18 protein-coding genes are annotated in these 26692 nt (G+C 53.9%); 12 read left to right on the forward strand and 6 right to left on the reverse strand.

The genetic code is table 11. From position 1 onward, the window contains the following. Positions 1–141: 141 nt before the first annotated feature. From ACYVHX_RS00355 to bioB, 3 genes are all read left to right on the forward strand, one after another. Positions 142–1434, forward strand: coding sequence for a hypothetical protein (locus ACYVHX_RS00355; protein ID WP_460669604.1), 1293 nt, complete (start codon positions 142–144; stop codon positions 1432–1434). 17 nt (positions 1435–1451) lie between these two features. Next, a complete protein-coding gene (locus tag ACYVHX_RS00360; RefSeq protein WP_460669605.1) occupies positions 1452–2741 on the forward strand; it encodes a hypothetical protein in 1290 nt (429 codons plus the stop codon). Positions 2742–2847: 106 nt separating this feature from the next. Beyond that, entirely contained in the window at positions 2848–3849 is a 1002-nt protein-coding gene (gene bioB, locus ACYVHX_RS00365; RefSeq protein WP_460669606.1) for a biotin synthase BioB, read from the forward strand. Between the two features lie 90 nt (positions 3850–3939). Here bioB and ACYVHX_RS00370 read toward each other — a convergent pair whose 3' ends face one another. Next, a complete protein-coding gene (locus ACYVHX_RS00370) occupies positions 3940–4560 on the reverse strand; it encodes a hypothetical protein (protein ID WP_460669607.1) in 621 nt (206 codons plus the stop codon). A 266-nt stretch (positions 4561–4826) separates the two neighbouring features. Between ACYVHX_RS00370 and gyrB the strand changes: the two genes are divergently transcribed. Together gyrB and ppk1 are read left to right on the forward strand one after the other, a co-directional pair. Further along, positions 4827–6824, forward strand: coding sequence for a DNA topoisomerase (ATP-hydrolyzing) subunit B (gene gyrB / locus ACYVHX_RS00375; RefSeq protein WP_460669608.1), 1998 nt, complete (start codon positions 4827–4829; stop codon positions 6822–6824). Positions 6825–7111: 287 nt separating this feature from the next. Beyond that, positions 7112–9304, forward strand: coding sequence for a polyphosphate kinase 1 (gene ppk1, locus ACYVHX_RS00380; RefSeq protein WP_460669609.1), 2193 nt, complete (start codon positions 7112–7114; stop codon positions 9302–9304). 157 nt (positions 9305–9461) lie between these two features. Here the strand turns inward: ppk1 and ACYVHX_RS00385 are convergent, their stop codons facing one another. Continuing rightward, positions 9462–11066, reverse strand: a complete 1605-nt coding sequence (locus tag ACYVHX_RS00385; protein ID WP_460669610.1) for a hypothetical protein — start codon at positions 11064–11066, stop codon at positions 9462–9464. 281 nt (positions 11067–11347) lie between these two features. Here ACYVHX_RS00385 and ACYVHX_RS00390 point away from each other — a divergent pair, with 281 nt between their 5' ends. Beyond that, positions 11348–12589 (forward strand): NupC/NupG family nucleoside CNT transporter, encoded by a 1242-nt coding sequence (locus tag ACYVHX_RS00390; RefSeq protein ID WP_460669611.1) that lies wholly within the window; start codon positions 11348–11350, stop codon positions 12587–12589. A gap of 77 nt (positions 12590–12666) precedes the next feature. Here ACYVHX_RS00390 and ACYVHX_RS00395 read toward each other — a convergent pair whose 3' ends face one another. Next, the gene (locus tag ACYVHX_RS00395) at positions 12667–13218 is read right to left on the reverse strand and encodes a DUF1697 domain-containing protein (protein WP_460669612.1); all 552 of its coding nucleotides are present in this window, start codon (positions 13216–13218) and stop codon (positions 12667–12669) included. 346 nt (positions 13219–13564) lie between these two features. On the opposite strand from ACYVHX_RS00395, the gene ACYVHX_RS00400 reads away from it, so the two are divergent. The 6 genes from ACYVHX_RS00400 (at position 13565) to ACYVHX_RS00425 (ending at position 21928) form a co-directional block, all read left to right on the forward strand. After that, entirely contained in the window at positions 13565–13909 is a 345-nt protein-coding gene (locus ACYVHX_RS00400; RefSeq protein ID WP_460669613.1) for a hypothetical protein, read from the forward strand. A 229-nt stretch (positions 13910–14138) separates the two neighbouring features. Continuing rightward, the gene (locus ACYVHX_RS00405; protein ID WP_460669614.1) at positions 14139–15296 is read left to right on the forward strand and encodes an efflux RND transporter periplasmic adaptor subunit; all 1158 of its coding nucleotides are present in this window, start codon (positions 14139–14141) and stop codon (positions 15294–15296) included. 105 nt (positions 15297–15401) lie between these two features. Further along, a complete protein-coding gene (locus ACYVHX_RS00410) occupies positions 15402–18590 on the forward strand; it encodes an efflux RND transporter permease subunit (protein ID WP_460669615.1) in 3189 nt (1062 codons plus the stop codon). Beyond that, complete coding sequence (locus ACYVHX_RS00415; RefSeq protein WP_460669616.1) at positions 18568–20025, forward strand: efflux transporter outer membrane subunit; 1458 nt, start codon at positions 18568–18570, stop codon at positions 20023–20025. Before ACYVHX_RS00410 ends, ACYVHX_RS00415 begins: the two co-directional genes overlap by 23 nt. A gap of 90 nt (positions 20026–20115) precedes the next feature. Then, entirely contained in the window at positions 20116–20613 is a 498-nt protein-coding gene (locus tag ACYVHX_RS00420; RefSeq protein ID WP_460669617.1) for a metallophosphoesterase family protein, read from the forward strand. Positions 20614–20671: 58 nt separating this feature from the next. Then, a complete protein-coding gene (locus ACYVHX_RS00425) occupies positions 20672–21928 on the forward strand; it encodes a glycosyltransferase family 4 protein (RefSeq protein WP_460669618.1) in 1257 nt (418 codons plus the stop codon). Between the two features lie 44 nt (positions 21929–21972). On the opposite strand, the gene ACYVHX_RS00430 is transcribed toward ACYVHX_RS00425, so the two are convergent. From ACYVHX_RS00430 to ACYVHX_RS00440, 3 genes are all read right to left on the reverse strand, one after another. Then, positions 21973–22779, reverse strand: coding sequence for a LytR/AlgR family response regulator transcription factor (locus tag ACYVHX_RS00430; RefSeq protein WP_460669619.1), 807 nt, complete (start codon positions 22777–22779; stop codon positions 21973–21975). 36 nt (positions 22780–22815) lie between these two features. After that, complete coding sequence (locus tag ACYVHX_RS00435) at positions 22816–25944, reverse strand: two-component regulator propeller domain-containing protein (protein ID WP_460669620.1); 3129 nt, start codon at positions 25942–25944, stop codon at positions 22816–22818. Positions 25945–26185: 241 nt separating this feature from the next. Further along, positions 26186–26557 carry a hypothetical protein gene (locus ACYVHX_RS00440; RefSeq protein WP_460669621.1) on the reverse strand — a complete coding sequence of 124 codons (372 nt, stop codon included), beginning with the start codon at positions 26555–26557 and terminating at the stop codon, positions 26186–26188. Positions 26558–26692 lie beyond the last annotated feature (135 nt).

Below are 26692 nucleotides of genomic sequence, written 5' to 3' on the forward strand. Positions count from 1 at the left end.
ACCTGCCGTCTGGTAACTCTGACGCGATTCTGTGAATTTTACCAAAAATTATGATGCAATGTCCATGATCATTTTTAAATTTGGTAGCTATTGTGGTATTCGCGAACTTTACCTGACAATTAAACCTCCACCGTTGTTTACATGATATTTTTCGAGGATACGGTTTCCGTCGTTAAAGTGGCCGTATCGTTGCTGCTTTCCATCGCCAGCTGGCTCCTGATCCGCTACCCGGCTTCTTTCCGCAAACTGCTGGATCCCCGACCCGGCGTGACCCTCTGGGCTTCCTTTATCGGTTTACGGATTGTTCCGTTTATCATCGTGTACCTGATCATGGATTTTGCGCCCCGGAGCGATACCGAGTTTTTTTACAAAAAAGCCCTGGGGGCCTTTAACGGCGGACTGGTCTACCGCGATTTCCTCTCCTACCACGCTCCGCTCTTTGGCTACCTCATCAGCCTGCCCCTTTATCTCTGGAACAACGCCAAGATTCTGATTCCGTTTATGGCAATCGTCGAATTTGCGATTGTCTGGGCCACCTGGCGCTATTACCAGGTCACCCGGCCCGATGCCTTGCTGATGGCGGTTTTGTATTTTCTGCTGCCGATGCCGTTCATTGCGATGGTGCTGAGCAGCGAAGAAGACATCTGGTTTTGGGGCGTTGGCCTGATTACGATGCTTTACGCCAGCCGCGCGCAAGGTAGTTTGTGGATCGGCGTCATCTGGGGTTTGTCGATGATCATCATCAAAAGCATGGTGATCGTTCTGCTGATTCCCTTGTTTTTTCTGGTCGATAACAAATTCAAATACGTGCTCGGGCTGGCCCTGGTGGGGGTTCCAACCATCGTGATTCTGTACCTGCTGATGGGCGATGCGTTCCTGATGCCGCTGCAACATTCCGGCTACCACATGACGCCGAACATCGTCAGCGTTACCCGCCCGTTCCTCAGCGATTTGTACAATCAGGTGAGCCTGACCCGCCTGAACACCATCAGCCTGTTCATCACCATGGGCATCACCACCTACGTGGTCATTCGGTACAAACACCTCGGTTACCGGGAAATTTTCCCGTCCATTTTCATTCTGACGTTCGGCGTTTTCATGCTCGCTCAGCCCAGCGCACCCGGTTTTTATTTGTTCATCCACATGATCGTGGTGCTGTTCGAGCTTTTGCGCACCAACAACAAAGCGTTTGGCTATCAGCTCGTTGCGCTGAATTTTCTGATCTGCATCCAGCCCATCATCTGGGTGTTGTACGTCGGCATGAAAAATTACGACGACTGGCAAACCGTCTTTTCGTCGGCCGTCTGCACCGCCGATTATTTCATTCAGGTTGCCGAAGTCGGTTTGCTGCTGTCGCTGGTGTGGCAAACGCTCGCTCATCTTAAATCAATCGATCGGGTACCCACCCGCCTGTACGCAACGCAATCGGTGTAGGTCGGTTCCCCCCCATTATGTTCATCGTCTACGCGAAGGCGGCTGCATCGCTTTTTCTGAGTGTTTTGCTCGTGCTGGTGTGGAACCGACGTTCGGCCATCGAGTCGTTTCTGGATCGGCGCGACGCGCCCTGGCTCCTGATTTTCTGGGCGCTGCTGCGGCTGGTGCCCTTTCTGGCGGTTTACCTGATTTTTGATTTTGCGCCCCAGTCCGACGTCGCCAATTACTATTACCCCATCGGTTTGTCGGCCAAATCCCTGGAGATTCCGTACCGTGACGTGTACAATCCGTACGCTCCGCTGTACGGTTTCTGGATGGCGATTCCGCTGGTGATCTGGAACAATACCCGCTCGCTGGTGCTTTTTCTGACGCTGGTCGAACTTGTGGCGGTTTGGCTCACCTTCCGAACCTACGACGGCCTGCTCGCCCGCGGTGAACGGCTCTTCCGGGCCTTGTTTTATTTTATGCTGCCGGTGCCCTTTGTTATGTCGGTGCTGAGCGGGCAGGAAGATATTTTCCTCTGGATTTTTGCCCTGCTGACCATCGTGGTGCTCAAACGCGACGGCAATGCCTACCGCTGCGGGTTGCTGCTGGCCCTGGGCATTTTGTCGACCAAGGCGGTTTTTATCCTGATCATCCTTCCGTTTTTTCTGCTCACCCGCCGGTGGCTTCCGCTGCTGGCGGGGCTGGCCACGCTGGGTGTTCCGGCGCTGGTTTTCCTGTACCTCAAAACCCACTCGCTTTTTATCGACCAGCCGCTGGAAGAAGGGCGGTATTTAAAAGCCCCCAACTGGGCCTCGGTGCTCCACCCCTGGACGTCCGGGTTCATCAATCCGGACCTGTCCATCTGGACCTACGCCGGTTTGCTGATCTGCCTACTGGTTGGCGTTCAGACGCTTCGTCTGCGGGCCAATCACGATTACCGAACCTATTTCCCGCTGTTTTACATCGCCACGTTCAGCATCATGACGGTGGTTCAGAAAAACGCCATCGCCAATTATGCGTACCTGTTCATGTTGCCGCTGGTTTTTCAGATGGTCGATTTCCGGAAGAAAACCGCCCCGGTTGTTCTGCTGCTGTTCAACGTGGTGGCCGCCGTGCAACCGTCCTTCTGGTGGCGCATCGGGCAGCCCTACTACCAGTCCATCCGCCAGCTTCTGAGTCGCCCTGATTACGCCCTCGAATACGGCATGGAGCTTTTTATCATCGGTTATCTGCTGTACCTGGTGGTCAGGGCCCAACGGCAACTCAAACAAGCGCCCGCTGCGCCACTAGATTTCGTTTCAAAGGCCGGTTCGGTCCGGTAATCTTTTCCAACGGGCGGTTTGAAGCGGCTGGCGGTTTGCGCTAATCTTCTGCGCGCCCTATATTTGGCTTTACTTAGCTTTTGCACAGATTCCAAGATTGACCTATATGACTGACGTTCGCACGAATTGGACCCGCGACGAAATCGCCGAAATTTACAATTCTCCCGTTCTGGACCTGATTTACCGCGCGGCTACGGTTCACCGCCAGCACCACGATCCGCAGGAAGTGCAGGTCTGTACGCTGCTGTCGGTCAAAACCGGCGGTTGTCCCGAAGACTGCGCCTATTGCCCGCAGGCCGCCCGGTATCACACCAGCGTGAAGGTACATAAGCTGATGGAAGTCGATGAAGTCCTGACGGCCGCTCACCGGGCCAAAGAGTCGGGCAGCACCCGGTTTTGTATGGGAGCCGCCTGGCGCGAGGTGCGCGATAACCGCGACTTCGACAAGGTGCTGGAAATGGTCAAAGGCGTGAATCGGATGGGCATGGAAGTGTGCTGTACGCTCGGAATGCTGACCGAGAGCCAGGCCGAGAAACTGAAAGATGCCGGCTTGTACGCCTACAACCACAACCTCGACACCAGCGAAGATTTCTACGGCGACATCATCTCGACCCGCACCTACGACGACCGGCTGGATACGCTCGGCAACGTTCGGCAGGCCGGTATTTCGGTTTGTTCGGGTGGCATCATCGGCATGGGCGAATCGCACCAGGACCGGATTGGCATGTTGCGCACCCTGGCAAACTTGCCCGAACACCCCGAATCGGTGCCCGTCAACGCCCTGGTGCCGGTGGAAGGTACTCCGCTGGAAGACCAGCCCCGCGTATCGGTCTGGGAAATGATCCGGATGATTGCCACCGCCCGCATCATCATGCCCAGAGCGATGGTACGGCTTTCGGCGGGCCGGGTCCGGATGAGCACCGAGGAGCAGGCGCTTTGTTTTCTGGCCGGTGCCAACTCCATTTTTGCCGGTGACAAATTGCTGACCACGCCGAATCCGGAGGAAGATCAGGACCGGCAGTTGTTCCAGACGCTGAACATCCGTCCGCGCAAAGCCTTCAAGGACAGCGAAAAACCGGCGGTTGTGTTCGAGCAAATACCGCTTTAAAAAACCGTCTTCCCCGTAACACGAACGGCGAACTGATCATCAGTTCGCCGTTCGTGTTTTAACCCGTAACGCTTCGCGCTTCACTCCCGATTATTGCCCCAGAAACATCTTGCTCGTCACATCCTGATCAATGGTGATGTAGCCGGGGTAATCGATTTTTTTATTCCCCAGCGCCAGCGTCGGCTTGATTTTGATCGTCAGTTTCGACGGCTTGGCGTTGCTGTTGCCGCCCATGTTCCGAACCAGGTCCGTGAAGGCCACCCGCGTTTTTTCGTCGGTCATGAGCTGATAGGCGTTGGCGTTCAGTTTGACCGGAACGCGCGTGGTGCCGCCCCCGGGCGCAACTTCAATGCGCTGGTTCACAAACCCGTTGAACAATTCCTGCTCGGCCAGCAGAATTTTATATTCCAGTTGATCGATAGCCGCCGTTTTCGTGGTCGGATTGGTGATATCGATGTTCAGACGCGCGCTCACCGGAATGCTTTTGGACAGAAACCCCGCGGCCAGTTGCGGATACCGCATCGGGTTGAGGTCTTCGATGTTTTTCAGCTTCCGGACATCGATGCCCGACAGGTAGACGCTATCGGCCGATGTGATATTGAATTTACAGTCGCCCAGGGCTTTGGCCTGGCTGATCTGACGGTTGACACTGCATTGACTGAATGTCAGCACGAGCGTGGAAATAAAGGCGAAAAACAACAGTTTTTTCATGTACTTGTCATTCTTGATGGATGTTGCACTTAGATAGACGAAACCAGCGATGGTTTAGTTTAAAAAAAGCGAATTCTTTGCGTTTTTCAACGTTTTTCACCCGCCTAAAATTTTGCCGTCCATTGTTTTGTTGGTATATTTATACGGTAAGGAGTATCAGGCTAGGAAATGACCTGAAAAATTTGTATTTTTACTATCTGAAAACGTCTTTTTAACCGTATTTCTTATAACATTTCCGCAAAGCGGAACCATACTGGTTGCATTCTATGACAAACGAATTGATTGAAGCCGACACCACACCGGAAGAGCATATGCAGGGTGATTACGGAGCCAGTAACATCCAGGTTCTGGAAGGTCTTGAAGCCGTTCGCAAACGGCCAGCTATGTACATCGGTGATGTTGGAATCAAGGGATTACACCATTTGATCTGGGAAGTAGTCGACAACTCCATTGATGAGGCTCTGGCCGGCTACTGCGACACCATCCACGTAATCATCAACGAAGATAATTCCATTACCGTACAGGACAATGGCCGGGGCATTCCGACCGGAATGCACAAAACCGGTCGGTCGGCGCTGGAAGTGGTCATGACGGTTTTGCACGCCGGTGGTAAGTTTGACAAAGATACCTACAAAGTGTCCGGCGGTTTGCACGGGGTCGGGGTTTCCTGCGTGAACGCCCTCTCGACGCACCTGCGGGTCGAAGTGCACCGCGAAGGCAAAATATTTGAACAGGAATTCAGCATCGGGAATCCACTCTACAGCGTTCGGGAAATCGGAACGGCGGAGGATACCGGTACGACGGTGCGTTTCAAGCCCGACGAATCCATTTTTACCGAAAGCGTTTACAAATACGATACGGTTGCCGGGCGTCTGCGCGAGCTGGCGTTCCTCAACAAAGGCATCCGCATTACGCTGACGGATTTGCGCGATATCAATGAGCAGGGCGAGCCGCTGAAAACCGAGTTCTACTCGGAAGGCGGTTTGACCGAGTTTGTGAAATACGTGGACGAAAACCGGGCATCGCTGGAAGGCATGCAGCCGATCTACATGGAACGGGAAACCGGTTCAACGCCCGTGCAGGTAGCGATGGTGTATAACCTCGAAGCCGGAGAGAACATCTCGTCGTACGTCAATAACATCAACACCATCGAAGGCGGTACGCATGTACAGGGCTTCCGGACGGCGCTAACCCGGATTTTGAAGGCCTATGCCGAACGGAATGCGCATCTGCTGGGTAAAAACTCCGGCAAAGTGAGCTTCGACGGCAGTGACTTCCGCAAGGGCCTGACCGCCGTTATTTCGGTAAAAGTGGCTGAGCCGCAATTTGAAGGGCAGACCAAAACCAAGCTGGGCAACAGCGACGTCGTTGGCGCCGTCAGCTCAACGGTGGCCGAAATGCTCGAGATGTGGCTGGAAGAACACCCGAAAGAAGCCGGTGCCATTGTTCGCAAGGTGTTGATCTCGGCCCAGGCCCGGATTGCCGCCGATCTGGCCTACAAACGCATCATGACCGACCGCAAGGACTTCATGAGCGGCATGGGCCTGCCGGGTAAACTGGCCGACTGTTCGGATACCAATCCGGAAAAGTGCGAAATCTACCTCGTCGAGGGTGATTCGGCCGGTGGGTCGGCCAAGCAGGGCCGGAACCGGGCGTTCCAGGCCATTCTGCCCCTGCGCGGGAAAATCCTGAACGTGGAGAAAGCCCTGGAGCACAAAATTTACGAGAACGAAGAGATCAAGAACATCATCACGGCCCTCGGCATCCGGTACGAACGGGTGAACGGCGAAACCGTGATGAACCTGGAGCGGCTGCGGTACCACAAAGTTATCATCATGACCGATGCCGACGTCGATGGCAGCCACATCCGGACGCTGATTCTGACCTTGTTTTTCCGGCACATGCGGACGCTGATCGACAACGCTTTCGTGTACATCGCCCAGCCGCCCTTGTATCTGGTCAAGAAAGGCAAAGAAGAGCGGTATTGCTGGACCGAACAGCAGCGGGAAATTGCCATTCGTGAACTGGCCGGAGCGGGTCGGGAAGAAAACGTGAACGTGCAACGCTACAAAGGTCTGGGTGAAATGAACCCCGAGCAGTTGTGGAGCACGACCATGGACCCCGACAAACGGAGCCTCAAACGGGTGACCATCGAGTCAGCCGCCGAAGCCGACCACGTCTTTTCGACCCTGATGGGCGACGAAGTGGCCCCCCGCCGGGAATTCATTGAACGAAACGCTAAATATGCGAAAGTGGATGTTTAAAGAAGAGCGGGCGAATAGCCCGCTTTTTTTTAGCCCTGTGCGGGTTTTCGGCAAGTGCAATGCGGGTTACAGCCGTATCAACCGGCAATAAGATCGAAAACTAAAAATTTCGTACGAAGTTGTACTACTTTGCGTTACCTATCTAGAAGCAATCCACCCAACCTATGAACGACAAAAGTTCTTCACAAAAAGATAATATAGAAAGAAAGGGTTCTTTCGGGGGCATTTTCTCGTTTTTCTCAGGACGAAAAGTAACTTTACCGGCAGATTCGGAAGACGGTAAGGCCATGAAAATGAACGAGAAACTGGCGAATGTCATCGACCAGAGTAATTACATCAGCCGCGACCTAAGCTGGCTGAAATTCAACGCGCGGGTGCTGGATCAGGCCCGCAACCCCGAACGGCATATTCTTGATCGGCTGAAGTTTCTGGCCATCACCGCGTCCAACCTGGACGAGTTTTTCACCATTCGCGTCGGTAGTTTATACAATTACCTCGACTACGGTAAAGAGCGGGTCGATTACTCCGGTTTGCGGGAAATCCCGTTTCGGAAGGCCCTGATGACGGCCGCGCAGCAATTCAGTAAGGACCAGCTGGAGGTTTTTGAAGATCTGAAAGGCTCGTTCGACGACATTGATCTGCGGTTTATCCGACTCGATGACCTGACGGAGGAAGAGCGGGAGAAAGCCGTCGATTATTTCGACCGGACGATCTACCCCATGCTGACGCCGATGGTCTACGACTACACGCACACGTTTCCGGTTTTACTGGCTAAAGTCTTGATTTTCTGCGTCGTTACGCAAGACCCCAACCGTCCGGTGAAAGCCGGTGATGACGACGAAAACCAGCGCATGTCGTTCGTTCAGATTCCGGCGAACCTGCCCCGGTTTATGCCATTTGAGCGAAAGGACGAAACCTGTTTTCTGCCGATTGAAGAAATTATCAGGCAGGAAATCAAGAAGTTATACCGAAACGTTGATATTGTCGCGGTCAATTTGTTGCGGATTACGCGCAACGGTGACTTTACGCTGGAAGAAAGCGACGACATTGAAACCGACTTTATCGACGAGATCAAACAGAAGATCAAAAACCGGCGGCTGGGCCGGGTCGTTCGGGTCGAGATTGAACCCGATGCCTCGGAATGGATGATTAACCTGCTGAAAAAAAAGTGGGAAATCGACAGCTACAACCTGTTTGAAAACGGCCAACTGATTGACTATACGAGTCTCTGGCAGGTGATTCGCCATCCGGAATTCCGCGATGAACTGCCCGCTTCTCCCCCACCCGTACCCGCCCTGGGGATGCGCCGGGAGAAAAATACCGACATTTTCGAGCTGATGAAGGAGCGGGATATCCTGCTGCATCATCCGTATAACAACTTTGAGCCGGTTATTGCCCTGCTGGAACAGGCCGCCGAAGACCCGAACGTGTTGGCCATCAAGCTGACCATTTACCGTCTGGCGAAACGGTCCCGGATTACGGAAGCCTTATTGAAAGCCGCCGAGAACGGCAAACATGTTTCGGTGTTGTTTGAAGTAAAAGCCCGTTTTGATGAAGAAAACAACATCCGGGAAGCACAACGGCTGCAGAAAGCCGGGTGCTTTGTCATTTACGGGATCAGTAGTTTCAAAACGCACACCAAACTGCTGCTGGTAGTCCGGAGCGAAGGAAACCGGGTGGTTCGCTATGCCCACTTGTCGAGCGGAAACTACAACGAAGAAACGTCCAAGCTGTATACCGACATCGGTTTGCTGACGACCGATGAAGTCTATACGCACGATATTTCGGAGTTTTTCAACGTCATTACCGGACACTCCCTGCCGAATGATTATGAATACCTGATCACGGCTCCGCGCGACATGCGGAAGCAACTGGTCAAGCTCATTCGGCATGAAGCAGAAAACGCCAGCCAGGGGTTACCGAGCGGTATCTGTATAAAAATCAACTCGCTGGAAGATCAGGTTGTTATCGACGAATTGTACAAAGCCTCGCAGGCCGGTGTGCCCATCCGATTAATCGTACGCGGCATTTGCTGCCTGCGGCCCCACCGCCAGGGCCTGAGCGAGAACATTACGGTTCGGTCGATTGTCGGTGATTTTCTGGAACACACCCGGTTATTTTATTTCCACAACAACAACGATCCCAAAATTTACGGGGGCAGTGCGGATGTGATGGTTCGCAGTTTCGACCGGCGCATCGAATCCTTGTTTCTGCTGGTCGACAAGCGGGTGAAACAGCAGGCCATCCACCTTTTGGATTACAACCTGCGCGACAACGTGAACGCGTACGAGCTTTACGAAGACGGCAATTACGTCAAGTGCTGTGTGCAGGAGGGCCTGGAACAACCGTTCAACATTCAGAAGAAGTTTTTTGAAGTAACGCAGAAAGAGGTGATGCAGGCAAAACTCTTCGTGAACGAAAAACCGGCTGAACCCGAAACCGCCCCCGAGCAGCCCGAACCGGAAGAGGTTCACAAATAGTTTCAGTTTACGGTTTTTGGTTTACAGTGGCTGACGCCTTCAGCGTTTAATGTTCGTTATTCATTATTCGCTATTCATCAATGAAGGCGTCAGCCCACCGTACCGACGGCCCAGCGTAAACCGTATACTGAAAACTGAAAACCGTATACCGCCCCTCCTACTTGCAAAACTCCGGCGACGCCAGTTCAAAAGCCAGCGTGTTGTTGTTCGGCACAAACCGGCTTTTCTCCAACGGCCAACTGGCCCCGCCGTCGGTACTGACCCGAATATCATAGGGTTGTTTCAGCTGTAATTTAGAAGAAACCGCTTTCGGATTGTCGCGATTCAGCGTGACCAGATCCCGCCAGTTGCGCTGGCCCGATTCACTGTATTGTAACCGCAGTTTCGCGGGCAGCAACGACTGGTTCAACTGCGTCGGCGGTGGACACACAAAATCGAAGCGTACAGTGATGGCCGGCGGAACCGGCAGCTTCTGGAGGTCCAGTGGTTGCGGAGTCTGGTTGCAGGCCAGCAACGGCCCGGTTTCCAGAATCGGCTGGCCCGGATTTCCGGTCCTGTAGGCATCGTTGACGTTGTAAACCTGCAACCGAATTTGCTGATTCTGCCGCAAGTGGGTCAGCACCAGCCGTTCGCCATCATTCAGCGACGCATAAAACGAGCTTATTTCCTGCCGGGTATTGGCATCGACGACTTTGCAGAGAAACCGGATATCGACCTGCTTCAGTAGACTTTTTACCGTAAAAACCGGGCCGGCATCGCAAACCGCCTGCGTCCAGCCCATAACCCAAAGCCCCGGGCGGGAAGACGAAAGCCGGCATTCCGGTTGCCCCGTCGCCGAATTGCGGCTGACCAAAACCGGCTTTTCCTGGTGCCAGCGGTTGCGAAACCGTTCGTAACGGTAAACCGGAATTTCATCGCCCGGCTGAACGGGAACGCCCTTTACCGGATTAACCGTCGCCGGATTCAGAGCCATGGTGTACAGAATCGGCTTGGAAAACGCTTCCGCAACCTGAAAGGCGTCGTTGTAGAGTTCCAGTGAAAACGCACCCGCAATCTGGCTTAGTTGCAGGGAGCCCAGATTTTCGGCTGACAAACCCGTGACGCCCGGCATAATGGCTCCGCTGGGCAGGTAGTCGGCGGGGTTGTTGCCCCGGTTTTCCATGTGTTGTACCGCTGCGGTAAACGGACCGGCCAAGGTACTTCCTTCCGTTGTTTGGAATTCAGAACCCGCTGGAATCAAAACCGTTATGTTATCTTTCTTTTGATTAAAAGCGGGCGTACTGATCGTCATCGCACTGGCCGACGGAGTCTGAAAACCGGTCGTTTGTACCGCCGACAGATGCGGGGGCGGGTTGTTCAAGTTGATCCAGGCGGGCGATAACGCCTGCCTTCCCGTATCAGCCAGTTGAACCGGCTGAAGAATATCCAGATAGCCATTGGCCCTGGCAGCCACCGTAAACGTCAGCGGATCGGTTTTCGAATAATTCGATTCGGGAGAAGCCGCCAGCAGCAGCATCCCGTCTTCGTTCACCTTATAGTTGGTGGTATTCAGCGTCGTTACAACCTGACTGGCGTCGGGGCCGGTCAGGGCCAGCGCAACGGTTTTGGGAATGGGGCCTTTCAAACTCCTGAACCGAATTTCAACAATTCCGTTCTCAATTGGATCTTTGAACCCAATTGTCACATTTTCCAGAGGATTCTGACAGGCGTTTGTCGTCATCAGGAAAATGACCGGTAAAAGTAGAATCCATCGGTTTTTCATAATGTTCTTTAATCAGGAATAAACTTCAAACCAATGTGCTGACGATTAATATTATACAGTAACAAATAATATATATTTTTGTCTGATAATCAACAGAAAAATAAATAGCCGATGAGCGTATTGGGTACCAATTGCCTGGCGGCTCCGGGACTTGTCGCCGTATAAAGTGACCGTTACCCCTTGAGAAAACCGTATGATTCTCACGCAAGACCGCTCATTCCTTCGTATCTTCACAGGTTTTTTGTAAACTACTATACACTTCCATTAACCAAGCTTTCTGAATGAGCCGTTTTACCGGACTGATCGGCATTGTACTGATTCTGGGCATCTCCTATGCCATGTCAAACAACCGCAAAGCCATTAATTACCGCACCGTTGGTGTGGGCCTTTTACTCCAGTTTGGGTTAGCGGTTTTCATTTTAAAAACAGACATTGGTCAACAGATTTTCCAGACGCTGGGCCAGTTTGTTGATCGGTTGCTGCAAAAATCCGTTAAAGGGGCCGAGTTTGTTTTTTCTCCTTTGGTAAACCGGGAACTGCTTAGCCGGGCGTTCGGACCCGAAAATGGCTTTATCTTCTTCTTTCAGGTGATTCCGACCATAATTTTTGTGGCCGTGCTGGTCAACATTTTCTACCACCTGGGCATCATGCAGCGCGTGGTGGCCATTCTGGCCCGGGTCATGAAATGGCTGATGGGCGTGAGTGGTGCCGAGGCTTTGTCGAATGTATCGAGCACCTTTGTCGGACAAGTAGAGGCTCAAATTATGATTAAGCCCTACCTGAAAACCATGACCCAGTCGGAGCTGCTGGCGTCGATGACGGGCAGCTTTGCCTGTATTGCCGGGGGTGTTCTGGCGGTTTATATTTCATTGGGTGTCCCGGCCCCGTACCTGCTGGCGGCCAGTCTGATGGCGGCACCGGGCGCGCTGGTCATCAGTAAAATTGTTTTTCCGGAAACACAAGTATCGGAAACGGAGGGCACGGTGCGGCTGGAAATCAAAAAGAGCCACGCAAACCTGCTCGACGCCATTGCATCCGGCGCGAGTGAAGGATTAAAAGTCGGTTTTAACGTCATTGCCATGCTGATCGGCTTCATCGCCCTGATGGCGCTGGTCGACAGTATTCTGTTCCGGATCGGCTACTACATTTTCGGCTTTTCAAACCTGAGTCTCAACTATTTACTGGGCAACATCTTCTCTATTTTTGCCTGGGCAATGGGCGTACCGTCAAAGGACATTCAGGTGGCCGGATCACTGATGGGGACCAAAATGGTGGTTAACGAGTTTGTGGCTTACCTCGATCTGGTCAAAGTGAAAAGCACGCTCGACCCCAAAACCATTGCCATCACCAGTTTTGCCCTTTGCGGTTTTGCCAATTTCTCGTCCATTGCCATTCAGGTGGGCGGCATTGGCGAGTTGGCTCCGGCCCGCCGGAGTGATCTGGCCAAACTGGGCTTCAAGGCGCTGATCTGCGGAACCCTGGCCTCGTATATGTCGGCCACGCTGGCGGGTCTGCTGTTGTAGAAATGATCCTTTCGCCGGCCTGGGCGGCTGGTCTGTCACCCTTCATTGCACTCTTGAATTGAATCGGTGACACCGGTTTACAAGTATGCCGGTTCCATCATTCTTAAAAGTTCATTGACGGTTTTCCAGTTGCGGGTTGTGGCCGTTTCCTTCAATTTCGTTTCAAAAAATGCATTGCTCAGTTTGGTGACTCCATAACCGCCCGGACAGTAAACGTAGACGTTTTTGCCAGCCAGCCTAAACCGGTCGCTTCCGAACGATACGTCCTTGATTTTGTCGTAGTTGGCCGGGCTCGGCGCATCGGTCAGAAACGTGACGTGGAGTTTGTCCAACTCGACGCCCGGTTCGTTCAGAAACGGGTTCTTATCAATCGCTTCAGCCAGTTCCTCCTGCGACCGGACGATAACCGGCACGGCAAAACCGTACTGCTCCGCAATCTTTTTTTCAATCCGTTTTGCCTGCTCTTCGTGGTTCATCACTTCCTGCTTAAAGAGGACATGACCGCTTTGAATGTAGGTTTTCACCTGTTCAAAGTCCAGCGACTCGAAGAGGCTTTTCAGCTCCGCCATGCTGATTTTTTTCTGCCCGCTTACATTGATGCCACGCAGCATGGCCAGGTACGTTTTCATAACCAACACCAGTTCGTTTCGAGTTTTAGCCGAAAATCAGAGGCCAATTTATGACAAAAACGAGAAACGAGCCGCCCAAAATAATCCAACGGCCGAACTCTTTTGAGTCTTCCGGGTTTATTTTTATAGAAAGCGGTCGAATTGGCTCGAAAAGTACGGTTTTCCGAGTCCTATAAATTGTAATGATCGGAGAAAAAGCAGTAAATAATTGCAAATTTGCCCTATTATTAGATTAAAATTTGCATATTTCCGATATAAGAGCTTACTTTTGAATCAATAAGGAATAAAGCGCACAATGGGTAAACGGGGAAAAAACTTCTTTCTGCACCGCTTATTCTGCTGGCTAATGGCTTTGCACATCATCAACATCAGCGTGGATGTGCCTTCCCATTATTCAGCCAGGATACTGCATGGTGCCCAAAAAGAAGACTTATCCGTTAACCGGATCGAAAGCATTGGCGAGTTGGTTCTGGAGCATTGGCTGGGCTTTATCGACGCCGTTCCGGAGCAGGATGATTCCAAAGAAGAGTCCGACGTTGCCAATATCGAGCATGATTATTTTTTCTCTCCGCTTTTCGCCTTTGCGCTGAAACCGGTTTGTTGGCATTTGACTCCCCGGCCCATCGGCCTCACCTTCATTCGCGTGTTTTCGCACGTTCAGGAGATTACCTCTCCTCCACCGCAGCAATAAATCCGTTTCGCCCCGGCGAAAGGCCTATTGCAATCGCGTACGACAAAACCTCAGTTACCATTCTACGATGAATTTTCATGACAGGCATCCGGCCCGGATGAGCTGTGGCATGACTATACCTAACACGCTTAACTCGAAACACTATATCAGACAGGGGGCAGGAGACAGGCAAACAACTAACTAAAACCGCCCTTCTTTTCCCTCTTGTCTGGCTTTCTACTTAATAACTATGAAAGGATACATTATTGTAAGTTCACTGTTGATCAGCAGCTTACTGGCGGGTTGTTCGCAAACGACCGAAGAAAAAAGCGAGACTGAAAAACCGGCCTTACCGATTTTTGAAGTCACCCGGCAATCGACCACCCTGCAGCGCGAATATGCGGGCAATGTCGAAGCCGTTCGGAATGTCGAAATTCGCGCCCGCGTCGGCGGCTATTTGGATAAAATACACGTTGATGAAGGACAGCAGGTGAGCAAAGGCCAGTTGTTGTTCCAGATCAATCAGGCCGAGTACCAGGCCGAACTCGCTAAAGCCAAAGCCAGCCTGAAAAGCGCCATGGCCGAAGCCAAAACCGCCGAGGTGGAAATGGGGCGGGTCAAACTGCTGGTCGATAAAAAAATAATCTCGGCCTCCGAACTCGAGCTGTCCAAATCGAAAGTGGAAGCGGCCAAAGCCGCCATTGAAGAAGCCGAGTCGGCGCAGCAAAATGCCAGCCTGCGGCTGTCGCAGGCCAGCGTGCGGGCGCCTTTCGACGGCGTTATCAACCGGATTCCGTCTAAAATGGGAAGCTTGATCGAAGAAGGCAGCCTGCTGACGACGGTTTCGGACATTCGGGAGGTTTATGCGTATTTCCATGTGTCGGAAAAAGAATACCTCGAATACATTAAAAAAGGGAAAAGCCGCTCCAATATGGGCGGGCAGGAAGTGGATCTGCTGCTGGCCGACAACACGCCGTATGGCCAATCGGGGAAAATTGAAACGATGGAAAGCGTCTTCGACGACGGGTCGGGTACGATTGCGTTCCGGGCCCGTTTTCCGAACCCGAACAAACTGCTCAAGCACGGCGCGACGGGTCGGGTCCGCCTGAAAAACGAAGTTGATAATGCCGTTCTGGTACCCCAAAAGGCGGTTTTTGAAATTCAGGACAAAAACTACGTGTATGTAGTCGATCCGTCCAACAAAGTGAAAATGCGCAGTTTCGTGCCGCAAAGCCGACTGGCGCAGTTTTACCTCGTCAAATCGGGTCTGGAACCGGGCGAAAAAGTCGTCTACGAAGGCATTCAGAACATCCGCGAAGGCATGCAGATTGTTCCGCAGGAAATGTCGTCCGACAGTCTGCTGACCTTGAATCCGGATAAATCCAACCCCCAGGTAACAACCAATTAACGGGTCGTTACCTACTAACCCAACTCTAAAAGTACGACCGACCTTTCATCGCAGCCGCGATGAAGAGGATACGGCCGTGCTCTTTGGATTTTATCATCGCGCCTTATGTTCAATACTTTCATAAAACGGCCGCTGCTCTCCACCGTAATCTCGGTTTTGATTACGTTGCTGGGGTTGCTGGCGTTGACAAACCTTCCCATTACCCAGTTCCCCGACATTGTGCCGCCCTCGGTGGTCGTAACGGCCAATTATACCGGAGCCAATGCCCAGGTCAGCACCAAAGCCGTGGCCATGCCGATCGAGCGCGCCATCAACGGGGTGCCGAACATGACCTACATGACCTCGGTTTCGGGTAATGACGGCTCGACCCTGATTCAGGTTTTCTTTGAAGTAGGTACGGACCCGGACCTCGCGGCCGTGAACGTGCAAAACCGGGTTACTACCGTGCTCGACGAATTGCCCGAAGAGGTGATCAAGGCCGGGGTGACGACTGAAAAAGAAGTAAACTCGATGTTGCTGTATCTCAATCTGATCAGCAGCGACACCACCGCCGACGAGAAATTTATCTACAATTTTGCCGACATCAATATTCTGTCCGAGCTAAAGCGGATCGACGGCGTCGGTTTTGTGGACATCCTCGGCGCGCGGGAATATTCGATGCGGGTTTGGCTCAAGCCCGACCGGATGACCGCCTACCAGGTGTCGCCCGATGATGTGATCAACGCCATTCGCCGGCAAAACGTCGAAGCCGCACCGGGAAAAGCCGGGGAGAGCGCCGACCGCGATGCGCAGGTGTTGCAGTATGTTTTGCGGTATTCGGGCAAGTTTTTTGAACCGTCCCAGTACGAAAGCATGGTCATTAAAACCGAAGAAGACGGTTCGATCCTGCGCCTGAAAGACATTGCCGATGTCGAATTCGGATCGCTGGATTACAGCATCCTTTCCAAAAACGACGGAAAACCGTCGGCAGCTATCATGCTCAAGCAGCGACCGGGGTCCAACGCGCAGGAGGTCATCAACAATGTCAAGGCGAAAATGGCCGAGTTGAAGGAGACCACGTTTCCGCCCGGCATGACCTACAATTTTGCCTACGACGTTTCGCGCTTTCTGGATGCGTCCATTCACGAAGTGGTCCGGACCCTGTTCGAAGCCTTCATTCTCGTCTTTATCGTCGTCTTCCTGTTCCTGCAGGACTGGCGCTCGACCCTGATTTGTGCGCTGGCGGTGCCAGTGGCGCTGGTCGGAACGTTCGCGTTCATGCAGACGATCGGTTTTTCCATTAACCTGCTGACGCTGTTCGCGTTGGTGCTGGCCATTGGAATTGTCGTCGATAATGCCATTGTGGTCGTGGAGGCCGTTCACGCCAAAATGACCGAGGATCATTTATCCCCGCGCGCGGCCACGTTTGCGGCCATGAAAGAAATCAGCGGAGCCATTGTGGCCATTACGCTCGTCATGTCGGCAGTTTTTATTCCGGTGGCTTTTTTGTCGGGACCCGTCGGCATTTTCTACCGGCAATTTTCGCTGACGCTGGCTATTTCAATTGTGATCTCGGGGATTAACGCCGTGACGCTGACGCCCGCCTTGTGCGCGTTGCTGCTCCGCCCGGTTCATGGCGAACAAACCGGTTTGTTGGGGCGGTTTTTCACTAAATTCAACCGGGGCTACGACGCGATTGCGCAGAAATACCTGAGCGGGATTCGGCCTTTTGTCAACCGGGGAATGGTCACCTGGGGCGTTCTGCTGCTGTTCATCGTGGCTACCTGGGGCGTAAACACCGTACTGCCCGCCGGTTTTATTCCGACCGAAGATCAGGGCATGATTTACGTAAACGTGACAACGCCCGTGGGCGCCACCGTCGAGCGGACGGAAGAAGTCATGGACATGGTGCAACTGGCGGCTTCCAAACTCGAATCGGTGGAGAACGTTTCGACCCTGGCCGGTTTAAGTCTGATGACCGACGGGGCCGGGGCGTCGTACGGGATGGGCATGATCAACCTCAAAAGCTGGGATCAGCGGGCCGAAACCGTCGATGACGTCATTGCCGTGCTGGCCGAAAAAACCAGGCACATCAACGACGCCAGCATTCAATTCTTTTCCCCGCCGACCGTACCCGGTTTTGGGAATTCCAGCGGTTTTGAAATCCGCCTGCTCGATAAAACCCGGAGCGACGACCTGCAAAACACGAAGAAAGTCGCCGATCAGTTCATTGCCGAACTGGAAAAACGGCCCGAAATCAGCCGGGTCTTCACGAGTTTTGACCCCAGTTTTCCGCAGTATATGCTCCACGTCGATCAGGATAAAGCCGCCCAGCAGGGTGTCTCCATCGACAACGCAATGAGTACGCTCCAGACGCTGATGGGTAGTTTTTACGCGTCCAACTTCATCCGGTTCAACCAGATGTACAAAGTGATGGTGCAGGCGGCTCCGAGCTACCGCGCCAAACCGGAAGACGTGCTGAACATGCGGGTGAAAAACGATCAGGGCGAAATGGTGCCTTATTCCAACTTCATTACGCTCGAGCGCGTCTACGGGCCGGAACAGTTGACCCGCTACAACATGTTTACCTCCGCCATGATCAACGGCGAGTCGGCCGCGGGCTACAGTTCCGGCGACGCCATTCGGGCCATTCAAGAGGTGGCGAAGGCCAAACTGCCGCGCGGTTTTTCGTTTGAATGGTCGGGCATGACGCGGGAGGAAGTCCTGTCGGGCGATCAGGCCATCTGGATTTTTGTGATCTGTCTGGTGTTCGTCTACCTGCTGCTGGTGGCGCAGTACGAAAGCCTGTTTTTGCCGTTAGCGGTTTTGTTGTCGTTGCCCGCCGGGATTTTCGGTTCGTTTCTGTGTCTGAAATTGGCCGGTTTGCAGAACAACATCTACGCGCAGGTATCGCTGGTCATGCTGATTGGTCTGCTGGGTAAAAACGCGATTCTGATTGTGGAATTTGCCAACCAGAAACAGCAGGAAGGCCTGTCGATTCTGAAAGCCGCGATGGAAGGCGCCCTGTCGCGTCTGCGGCCCATTCTGATGACCTCGTTTGCGTTCATCGCCGGTCTGATTCCGCTTTGTATTGCGTCGGGTGCCGGGGCGCTCGGCAACCGCTCGATCGGAACGGCGGCCGCGGGAGGCATGTTCATCGGCACCCTGTTCGGGCTTTTCCTGATTCCGGGCCTTTACGTGGCCTTTGCCAAACTGGCCCAGATGCTCAAAGCCAGCCCCCCCAAAGACGACGAATCTGACCGGGTTCCGGCATTCACTCAAACTCACGAAAATGGTACGACCGTTCATTCATAATTTTAATCTGATCAAGCTTCTCTGTTGGTGCCTTCCGTTTTTGTTTTTAACCGGTTGCCGGGTTTCCGAACCCCTGCGATTACCGGCCACCACGCCCGTGCCCACCACTTTTTCGGGCAGTAGTGATTCTACCACCATCGGAAGTCTGAACTGGAAGGCGTTCTTTTCGGATCCGGATCTGGAAAACCTGATCGACACGGCGCTGGCCCGAAACCCGGATTTGCAGATTGCCACGCAGCGCATTGAACTGGCACGGGCCAATTTTGAGTACACGCGGGGTGCTCTGGTGCCTTCGGTGAATGCCGTAGCAGCCGCGGGCGTCGACCGGTTTGGCCGCTACACGCTGAACGGCGTAGGCAATTACGACACGAACCTGTCGCCCAATATCGACGGCAAACAGCGGATTCCGGATGCCACGCCCGATTATTTTCTCGGTTTTCGGAGCACCTGGGAGGTGGACCTCTGGGGTAAATTACGAAGCCGCAAACGGGCCGCCTACGTCCGCTTTCTGGCGTCGGAAAAAGGCCGCCAGCTGATCGTTACTTCCCTGATTTCGGAAGTCGCCCGGCTGTACTACAGCCTGCTGGCGCTGGACGGCGAACTGGACATCATCCGGGAAAATGTCGCTCTGCAGCAACGAGCGTCCGAGCTGGTGGGTGTCCAGAAAGCCGCCGGACGCGTGACCGAACTGGCGGTTCAGCAGTTTAACGCCCAGCTGATCAACACCCGAAGTCTGGAAGCGCAGGTGCAGCAGCAGATTGTCGAAGCCGAAAATCAGTTGAATCAGTTGCTGGGACGCTTTCCGCAACCCATTGTGCGCCAGAAAACCATCAGCAACCAGGAATTTCCGGCGCGGGTATCTGCCGGTATTCCGAGCCAGATGCTGCGTCGCCGGCCGGACATTCAGCAGGCCGAGCTGGGGTTACAGGCCGCCAACATCGACGTGGATGTGGCCCGCGCCGAATTTCTGCCTTCACTCACGTTAACGCCCTACGTTGGCCTGAACACCTTTCGGGCGTCGGTTCTGCTCGACCCGGCGTCGCTGGCGTTTGGGGTGCTGGGCGGTTTGGCCGCTCCGGTTTTTAACCGGCGGTTTCTCAAATCGAACCTGAATCTGTCCATTGCCCAAAGCCGGGAAGCTTTTTATAACTATCACAAAACCGTATTGGCGGGCTATAGTGAAGTGATGACCAGCTTGCGCGGCATTGAGAATTACCGGAAAGTGGCGGATTTGCAAACGCAGGAAGTGGCCGTGCTGAACCAGGCCGCCACCATTTCCGACGAATTGTTTGCCACCGGTTATGCCAATTACCTGGAAGTCATCACGGCCCAACGCAGCGTGTTGACCGCCGAACTGTCGCTTGTCAACACCAAACGGGCGCAGTTTCTGTCGCTCATCGACCTGTACCGGGCGCTGGGGGGCGGCTGGCAGTAAGTTTTTACACGGGGTTATCAGCGAACATCAGCGGTTATCAGGGATCTCTGATTACCTTTGGTTTTCTCTGATCATCCCCGTGTAATCACCTTGACCCGCATCGGCCTGCTTTCGGACACCCACGGTTTTCTGGACCCGCAACTCTTCACCCACTTCGCGCAGTGTGACGAAATCTGGCACGCGGGCGACATCGGCTCCCTCGAAATTGTCGATCAGCTCCGGGGCTTCAAACCGCTCCGGGCGGTGTTTGGCAACATCGACAACCGCGAAATTGCGCTGGAATGCCCCGAACACCAGCGGTTTTCGCTGGAAGGTCTTTCAATCTGGATTACGCACATCGGAGGTACTCCGCCCCGGTATAATCCTATTGTCCGGCCCGAATTGGTACGCAACCCACCCGATCTTTTCGTCTGCGGACATTCGCATCTTCTAAAAGTAACCAGGGACGCCAAATTAAATAACGTCTTGTTTATCAATCCAGGAGCGGCTGGCAAACACGGTTTTCACAAAATTCGCACCGCCATTCGATTTACGCTCGACGCCGGCCGGATCAGCGACATGGAAGTGCTTGAATTGGGGAAGCGCTGAAAGTTGTCAGAAAAAAATACTAAATTGGCAGGCATATTACCAGAATAGGCGGTATTGGATGAAAATTGCAGTTTGGCATAATTTGCGGAGCGGAGGAGGAAGTCGGGCTTTGCACCAGCACATCAAAGGGCTGGCCCAGCGCGGTCACACCATTGAGGTGTGGACATCGTCGATTGCCGACAGTAAATTTCTGGACGTGGATCAGTACGTGACCAAAACGCACGTACTGCCGCTGTCAATGGATATCCGCATCCGGGACGAATACCGGGATAAAATCTGGGCAGTGAAATTCGAGCCCGAAACCCGCATCCGGCGGATGCTCGACTTTTGCCGGCAATGTGCCGACCAGATTAACGCGGGCGGTTTTGACGTGCTGTTCGCCAACTCCTGCATTACTTTCTCGATGCCTTACATCGGCCGGTTTGTCAACATCCCAAAGGCACTTTACCTCGGTGAGCCCAACCGGACGCTGTTTGAATCGTCGCCGGATTTGATCTGGGAGGGACTGCCCCCGGCCAACGGAAACTGGAAGAAGGCCGACTACCGGAGCCAGTACTGGGACGATATGTTCAAGATCCGGCAGGCGCGGGTGCGGGTGCGGGAAGAGATTGAAAATTACCGCAGTTACGACAAAGTGCTGGTCAATTCGTATTTCAGCAACGAAAACCTGCTCCGGGCCTACGGAGGAGCTGGTGAGGTCTGTTACCTGGGCATCGACGCCGGTTTGTTTCCGTTTCAGGATCGACCCCGCGAGCCGTTCGTGATGGGTCTGGGAGCGTTTTTTCAGCACAAACGTCCCGATATGGCCATTGAGTCGCTGGCGCTCATTCCGAAAGCGATTCGGCCCAAACTGGTCTGGGTGGGCGACATGGGCGACAAAGCCTACGTTGGCAAGCTACAGGACCTCAGCCGCCAGCTGAATGTTTCCTTCGAACCACGCGAGAAAATACCGCACGACGAGCTGGTTCGCCTGCTCAATACGGCGTCGTGCCTGCTCTACACCTCCACCCTGGAACCGTTCGGACTGGCTCCGCTGGAAGCCAATGCCTGTGGGTTGCCCGTCGTGGCAGTGGCCGAAGGCGGGGTTCGCGAAACCGTGATTGGCAATTATAACGGCCTGTTGGTCAACCGAAAACCGGCCGAGATGGCGCTGGCGGTTCAGCGAGTCCTGACCGATACTGCCCTGGCCGACCGGCTTTCGCGCAACGCCCGGCGGCTGGTTCAGGAACAGTGGACTTTCGAAAAAGCCATTGACCGGATCGAAGAAGCGCTCCACGCCACGATTTCGCAGGAAAAAGACGTTGTTGCCAAATAAGCGGGCCGTCACCCGGTTCCGGTAACGTTCCTACCGCGCCACCCTCACGAAGCGTAACTTTCTTCCACTTTCCAGACGTTGCTGGCGTAGATGAGCAATTCGCGTACGCGGTTGCCCAGCACCAGCCGGCATTTCGGACGGGCCCCTTTCTCCAGATAACTGATGGCTTCCCGGTTCAGGATGTGGCTCTTGCCGATGCGGATAAAATGATCGGCGGGCAGCAGTCTTTCGAGCGTATCGAGCGTCAGGTTGGGCACATTCAGGTGTTCCTGTTTCGAGCAATACACGTTGATCTGCTTGTTGGCCGATTCGCAATACATAATGTCGGCCACTTCGATGCGGTGGAGCGCGACGGAGTTCTGGAACGTCAAAAACCGGGGGCCCGATAAGGTCGTAAGTTCCTGATTCTGGCTGAATGCTTTTTCCAGTTGGGCCGTCAGCTCGATTTCGTGCTCCTTGTCGGCTTTCCATTTGGTGTAAAACAGCCGGAATTTTTCCTTCAGAATCAGCGGATCAATGGGTTTCACCACAAAATCCGAGTGCAAATGCGGAGCCGCCTTCTGAACGGCCATCAGCGCATCGTCCGGATACCCCGACACAAAAATGACCCCGTAAAACTGCTGTTGCAGCGTCAGTTCGTCGAGCAGGTCAAACCCGCTGCGAATAGGCATTTTGATGTCCAGAAAAATCAGATCCGGTTTTTGTTCCGCAATCAGATCCAGCCCTTCCGTCACGTTCGCGGCTTCACCCACGACGCTCACTTCCGATACCGACGTAAGCATGCTCCGCAGTGTCCGCCGAACCGGAAGTTCGTCGTCGATAATGACCGACCGTACAATTAATGAATTCATCGTAATTTTTTGTTAAACCGTGTGTTTATAAAACCGCTATTCGGTATCGACCGCATTTTCTTCCGGAGGCAAAACCGGGTGCAGCGGCAAAACCGCTTCCAGCCGGACGCCGGAGATACCGGTTTCGGCCTGGGTTAAATCCGTAACCTGCTGCGAACTTTTCAACTCGTTGTACTGGTTCAACTGATCGAAAACCGCCTGGTTGATGTTCAGTCCACGGCCCGTGCTCCGGCGTCGGTATTGCCGGGCTTTTTCCAGCCCAACGCCATCGTCCTCCACCTTAATCTTCAAACAACCATCTGATTCGCAGACAAATACACTGACGATCCCGCCGTCTGGTTTGTGCTCTAACCCGTGTTTGATGGCGTTGGAAACGTAACCCTGAATCAGCATTTTCGGCAGATGCGTATCCATCGGAACGCCCGGACAGACTTCTACCGTAAACCGGATCCGGTCCCCGAAGCGCAGCCGCTCCAGATCCAGGTAGTTCTGGACAAATTCGAGTTCTTCCCGCAGCATCCAGAAAACCCGGCTGCGCGTCATCAGCTGGTTGCGGAAAATTGACCCAAATTTAGCCAGGTAACTCACCACCGTATCCGGATCCGATTCGTAGGTGATCGACTGGATGGCAGTCAGGAAATTGGCCACAAAATGCGGATCAATCTGATTCGTAATGGCTTTCACTTCCAGCAGTGCGCGCTTCCGGCTGGCTTCGGCCAGTTGGCGCCGGATTTCGGCTTCCTGCTTTTCCCGATTGGCGGCTTCCACCTCCAGCCGCGACATTTTGCGCTGAAGCTGAAGCCGGTTCAGCCGACGCTGCGCCAGGATCCGCACCTGCCGCAACCGACCGTAAAACAAGCCGCCCACCACCACACTGATCACCAGCGTCCGGAACCACCAGGTGGCATACCAGGGGGGCGCAATCCGGAACTCCTGCACAATCGGCCGCGCATTCCACAGGCCATCGGCCCGCAGCACCTGAATGGCCAGCCGGTACGATCCGTCGCTGAGGTTCTGTAAGGTAAAGAAATCGTTGCGAAACGGCTCCGACCATTCGGGCGTGGTCGGGTTGCCGTCCAGCCGCTCCAGCCGGTATTGATAGGTGGTGTTTGTCAGTAAATTCTTCTCCGAATTTTCCTGAAGTTGCACTTCAAGGTCGTTTTCGCTGGATTCAAACGCAATGCGGCCCGCCCGGGTTTCAACCACCCGGCCTGATCGCATATCCCGAAACGCCCGAATGCCGGTTGGCACCGGTTTGAGCAATTGAAAAAGCCGCTTTTGCGAAATCATCATCATGCGGTCGCGCGTGGCCACCCACAGCCGCCCGCGCGAGTCGAGCAGGATGCCATTGAAGATGCACTGACTGCCCCGAAACCCATTTTCCCGGTCAAAATAAGCGATCCATTCTTCACCCGCTTCGTAAAACCGCTCCATGTCCAGCACATACAAGCCTTCCAGCGTGCCCACCATCAGGTAGCGGCCCAGCGGTCGGCAGTAGGTAATGGTGCGTTGCAGAAAGGCGGGGGCAACCCGGCGGAAGGTTTTGTAATCGTAAAACCAGAGCCCGTCGCCGGTGGCCAGCCACAAATTGCCGCGTTTATCGCGCTGAACTTCGGCCACGGTTTTCGCCGGAACGCCTTTGTTTTTAACGGTCAGTTTCCGGAATGAGCGGCTTTTGCCGTCCCACAACAGGGTTTGTTCCCAGCCACAAATCCAGAACCGTCCGAATTTATCGGTTTCCATGTTGTCGTACTGGTGCGATGGCAACGGAATGGTTTCGGTGAGCGCCAGCGTTTGCCGGTTATAAACAAACAGGCTCGAACTGGAAGCCACCAGGTAGCGGTTCCGGCGCACATCGTCGTAAAAAGGCAGGGGCAGGGTCGTCGTATCGGTGCCCGGTAACAACCGAAACTGGCTCCCGTCGAAGCGAAAAACCCCTTTTTGCGGCTCGGCCACCAGAAAAACATTGCCGTCCGCATCCGTTCGGCTGACCGGTTGGAAATGATCGGCGGGCATCATTTTTCGGTACTTCCGGTCCGGCACGATGCCGGTTTCGGCCAGTCGGCTCAGGCCTTTTCCCCAGGAGGCAAACCAGACCACGCCGTTCCGGTCTTCCACCACATTGTTGGTTTCTTCCAGCCAGCCCTCCGAGCCGTCGAAGTATTGCCAGCCGCTCATCTTGATGTGTACCAGACCGTTCGCTGACGTTCCGGCCCAAAGATCACCCCGCCGGTCGAACAACAGCCGATTGACTGGCGACGAACTGATGTGCGAATTGGTGACGGTTTTGCCATCGTACCAGCAAATGTCCAGATCGCCCTGGCTCTTCTGAAAGGCAAGTTCCCCGTTCGGCCCCATCGCACAAATCTTCAGTTCCGAGGATGGCACCGGCACATCGTACACTTTGCTGACGGTCTGTTCCTCAATGCGATACACCGTCGCGCCGGCCAGGGCGTAAAAACCGCCCGCGGGGTCGGTCAGCAACTGGTTGAGCGGAAGCCGGTCGGCAATCAGGGTGCGCTGCTTGTTTTTCAGTTCCCACAACCGACCGTCGTCGGTCAGGACCAAAACCCGGCGATTCGGCCAGTCGGTCAGGATGCCCCGAAACCGTTGCTCCGGATTGGTAAAAAACCGCCTGGTAACATCCGTCATCCGATCATCCTGCCAGACGTATAAGCGCTGGCCAACGGTTTCGGAACCGCTGCGGGCGGCAAACCAGAGTTTGTTTTCGTGGTCGGACGTCATGAAGAGGACCTGCTGCTGCGGAGTGCGGCCATAGTTCACCGAAAACTCTTTCACCGCCAGCCCCGTGGACGAAATGTTGTTCATCCGGAACAGGCGATTGCCCGCACAGGCCCAGACCGTGCCATCGGGCGAATCGGTCAGGTTGTCGCCCCCGTCGGGCAATTCCGGAATTTGCCGCTGGTTGATAATGGGCGGCACCCCGTCGAAGTAGTTCAACCCAAAGTAGGTCCCAATCCAGATCCGGCCAACCCGATCCTGGTGCAGACCGGATACATACACGTACGAGAGTCCGTCGTAAACGCCGTAGGTTCGGTCGGCAAATTGCTGGGCCACAGCGGTTTTCAGCCAGCAAAACAGTACCAGCCCGATCAGGATTCGGATCAGATGGCGGTTTGACGGGATGACGAACAAGCTGGACATTCAGGTGTAAACGAAGGGGTACGGTGCCGTCCTTCAAGATACGAAGGATGTGGCGGATCACCATCAGCCGGGTGCCCCGAGCCGATGAAAAGGACTTTTGACGTGCTGTAAGTAAGGAATTACGTCGTGTAATTTTACGGCGGCTGTGAAAAACAAAAAACCGCACGGTTCGGTACGGTTTTTTGGCGCGATGGTTCTGGCTAAAATTCGTTCTGAACAGGAGGCTATTGGATCGTTTTCCTTACAGGCGGGATGTCAGACGGCTTCTGCCGCAGCTCCCTTCTTCAATGCGAATGGAATCCGACCATTTGGTTACTTCTTTTCCTTTCAGGGTAGCAACCGCGTCGAGCGAGTAGCTTCCGGCCGGGCGGCTGATGTTGAGAACCAGGGCCGAGGTCTTGGTTTCGCAGGAAGGCGAGTTGGCATCGGTAAACGATTGCGTCAGCAGCCCGACGGTTTTTCCGTTCAGTTTTACTTCCACCTGATCGAACTTCGAAGCCGTTAAGCTGGTGTAGAACAAGTAATTACCGAGCATTTCCGGCTTAATTTCCTCCTGGTCTTTGCAGCTAACAACGGCGATGAGGGTGACGAGGGCAAAAATGATTTTTTTCATGGCAGTAAGTATGTTGTTGTTTGTGATTGATGAATCAAAAGTAGCAACAACAACCGGCCGCATCGGAAGCCGGCTTTCGGGCCGGACGAATTGCCCCCTACAGCCGATGAAATCAGGTCATGAAGCGCCGTATTA

This window comes from Larkinella ripae (assembly GCF_054780775.1).

What these genes read in the sequence shown, in the direction of transcription:
- ACYVHX_RS00355 (WP_460669604.1), top strand. Translation starts at nt 142, where the DNA reads ATGATATTTTTCGAGGATACGGTTTCCGTCGTTAAAGTGGCCGTATCG.
- ACYVHX_RS00360 (WP_460669605.1), top strand. Translation starts at nt 1,452, where the DNA reads ATGTTCATCGTCTACGCGAAGGCGGCTGCATCGCTTTTTCTGAGTGTT.
- bioB (WP_460669606.1), top strand. Translation starts at nt 2,848, where the DNA reads ATGACTGACGTTCGCACGAATTGGACCCGCGACGAAATCGCCGAAATT.
- ACYVHX_RS00370 (WP_460669607.1), bottom strand. Translation starts at nt 4,560, where the DNA reads ATGAAAAAACTGTTGTTTTTCGCCTTTATTTCCACGCTCGTGCTGACA.
- gyrB (WP_460669608.1), top strand. Translation starts at nt 4,827, where the DNA reads ATGACAAACGAATTGATTGAAGCCGACACCACACCGGAAGAGCATATG.
- ppk1 (WP_460669609.1), top strand. Translation starts at nt 7,112, where the DNA reads ATGAAAATGAACGAGAAACTGGCGAATGTCATCGACCAGAGTAATTAC.
- ACYVHX_RS00385 (WP_460669610.1), bottom strand. Translation starts at nt 11,066, where the DNA reads ATGAAAAACCGATGGATTCTACTTTTACCGGTCATTTTCCTGATGACG.
- ACYVHX_RS00390 (WP_460669611.1), top strand. Translation starts at nt 11,348, where the DNA reads ATGAGCCGTTTTACCGGACTGATCGGCATTGTACTGATTCTGGGCATC.
- ACYVHX_RS00395 (WP_460669612.1), bottom strand. Translation starts at nt 13,218, where the DNA reads ATGAAAACGTACCTGGCCATGCTGCGTGGCATCAATGTAAGCGGGCAG.
- ACYVHX_RS00400 (WP_460669613.1), top strand. Translation starts at nt 13,565, where the DNA reads ATGGCTTTGCACATCATCAACATCAGCGTGGATGTGCCTTCCCATTAT.
- ACYVHX_RS00405 (WP_460669614.1), top strand. Translation starts at nt 14,139, where the DNA reads ATGAAAGGATACATTATTGTAAGTTCACTGTTGATCAGCAGCTTACTG.
- ACYVHX_RS00410 (WP_460669615.1), top strand. Translation starts at nt 15,402, where the DNA reads ATGTTCAATACTTTCATAAAACGGCCGCTGCTCTCCACCGTAATCTCG.
- ACYVHX_RS00415 (WP_460669616.1), top strand. Translation starts at nt 18,568, where the DNA reads ATGGTACGACCGTTCATTCATAATTTTAATCTGATCAAGCTTCTCTGT.
- ACYVHX_RS00425 (WP_460669618.1), top strand. Translation starts at nt 20,672, where the DNA reads ATGAAAATTGCAGTTTGGCATAATTTGCGGAGCGGAGGAGGAAGTCGG.
- ACYVHX_RS00430 (WP_460669619.1), bottom strand. Translation starts at nt 22,779, where the DNA reads ATGAATTCATTAATTGTACGGTCGGTCATTATCGACGACGAACTTCCG.
- ACYVHX_RS00435 (WP_460669620.1), bottom strand. Translation starts at nt 25,944, where the DNA reads ATGTCCAGCTTGTTCGTCATCCCGTCAAACCGCCATCTGATCCGAATC.
- ACYVHX_RS00440 (WP_460669621.1), bottom strand. Translation starts at nt 26,557, where the DNA reads ATGAAAAAAATCATTTTTGCCCTCGTCACCCTCATCGCCGTTGTTAGC.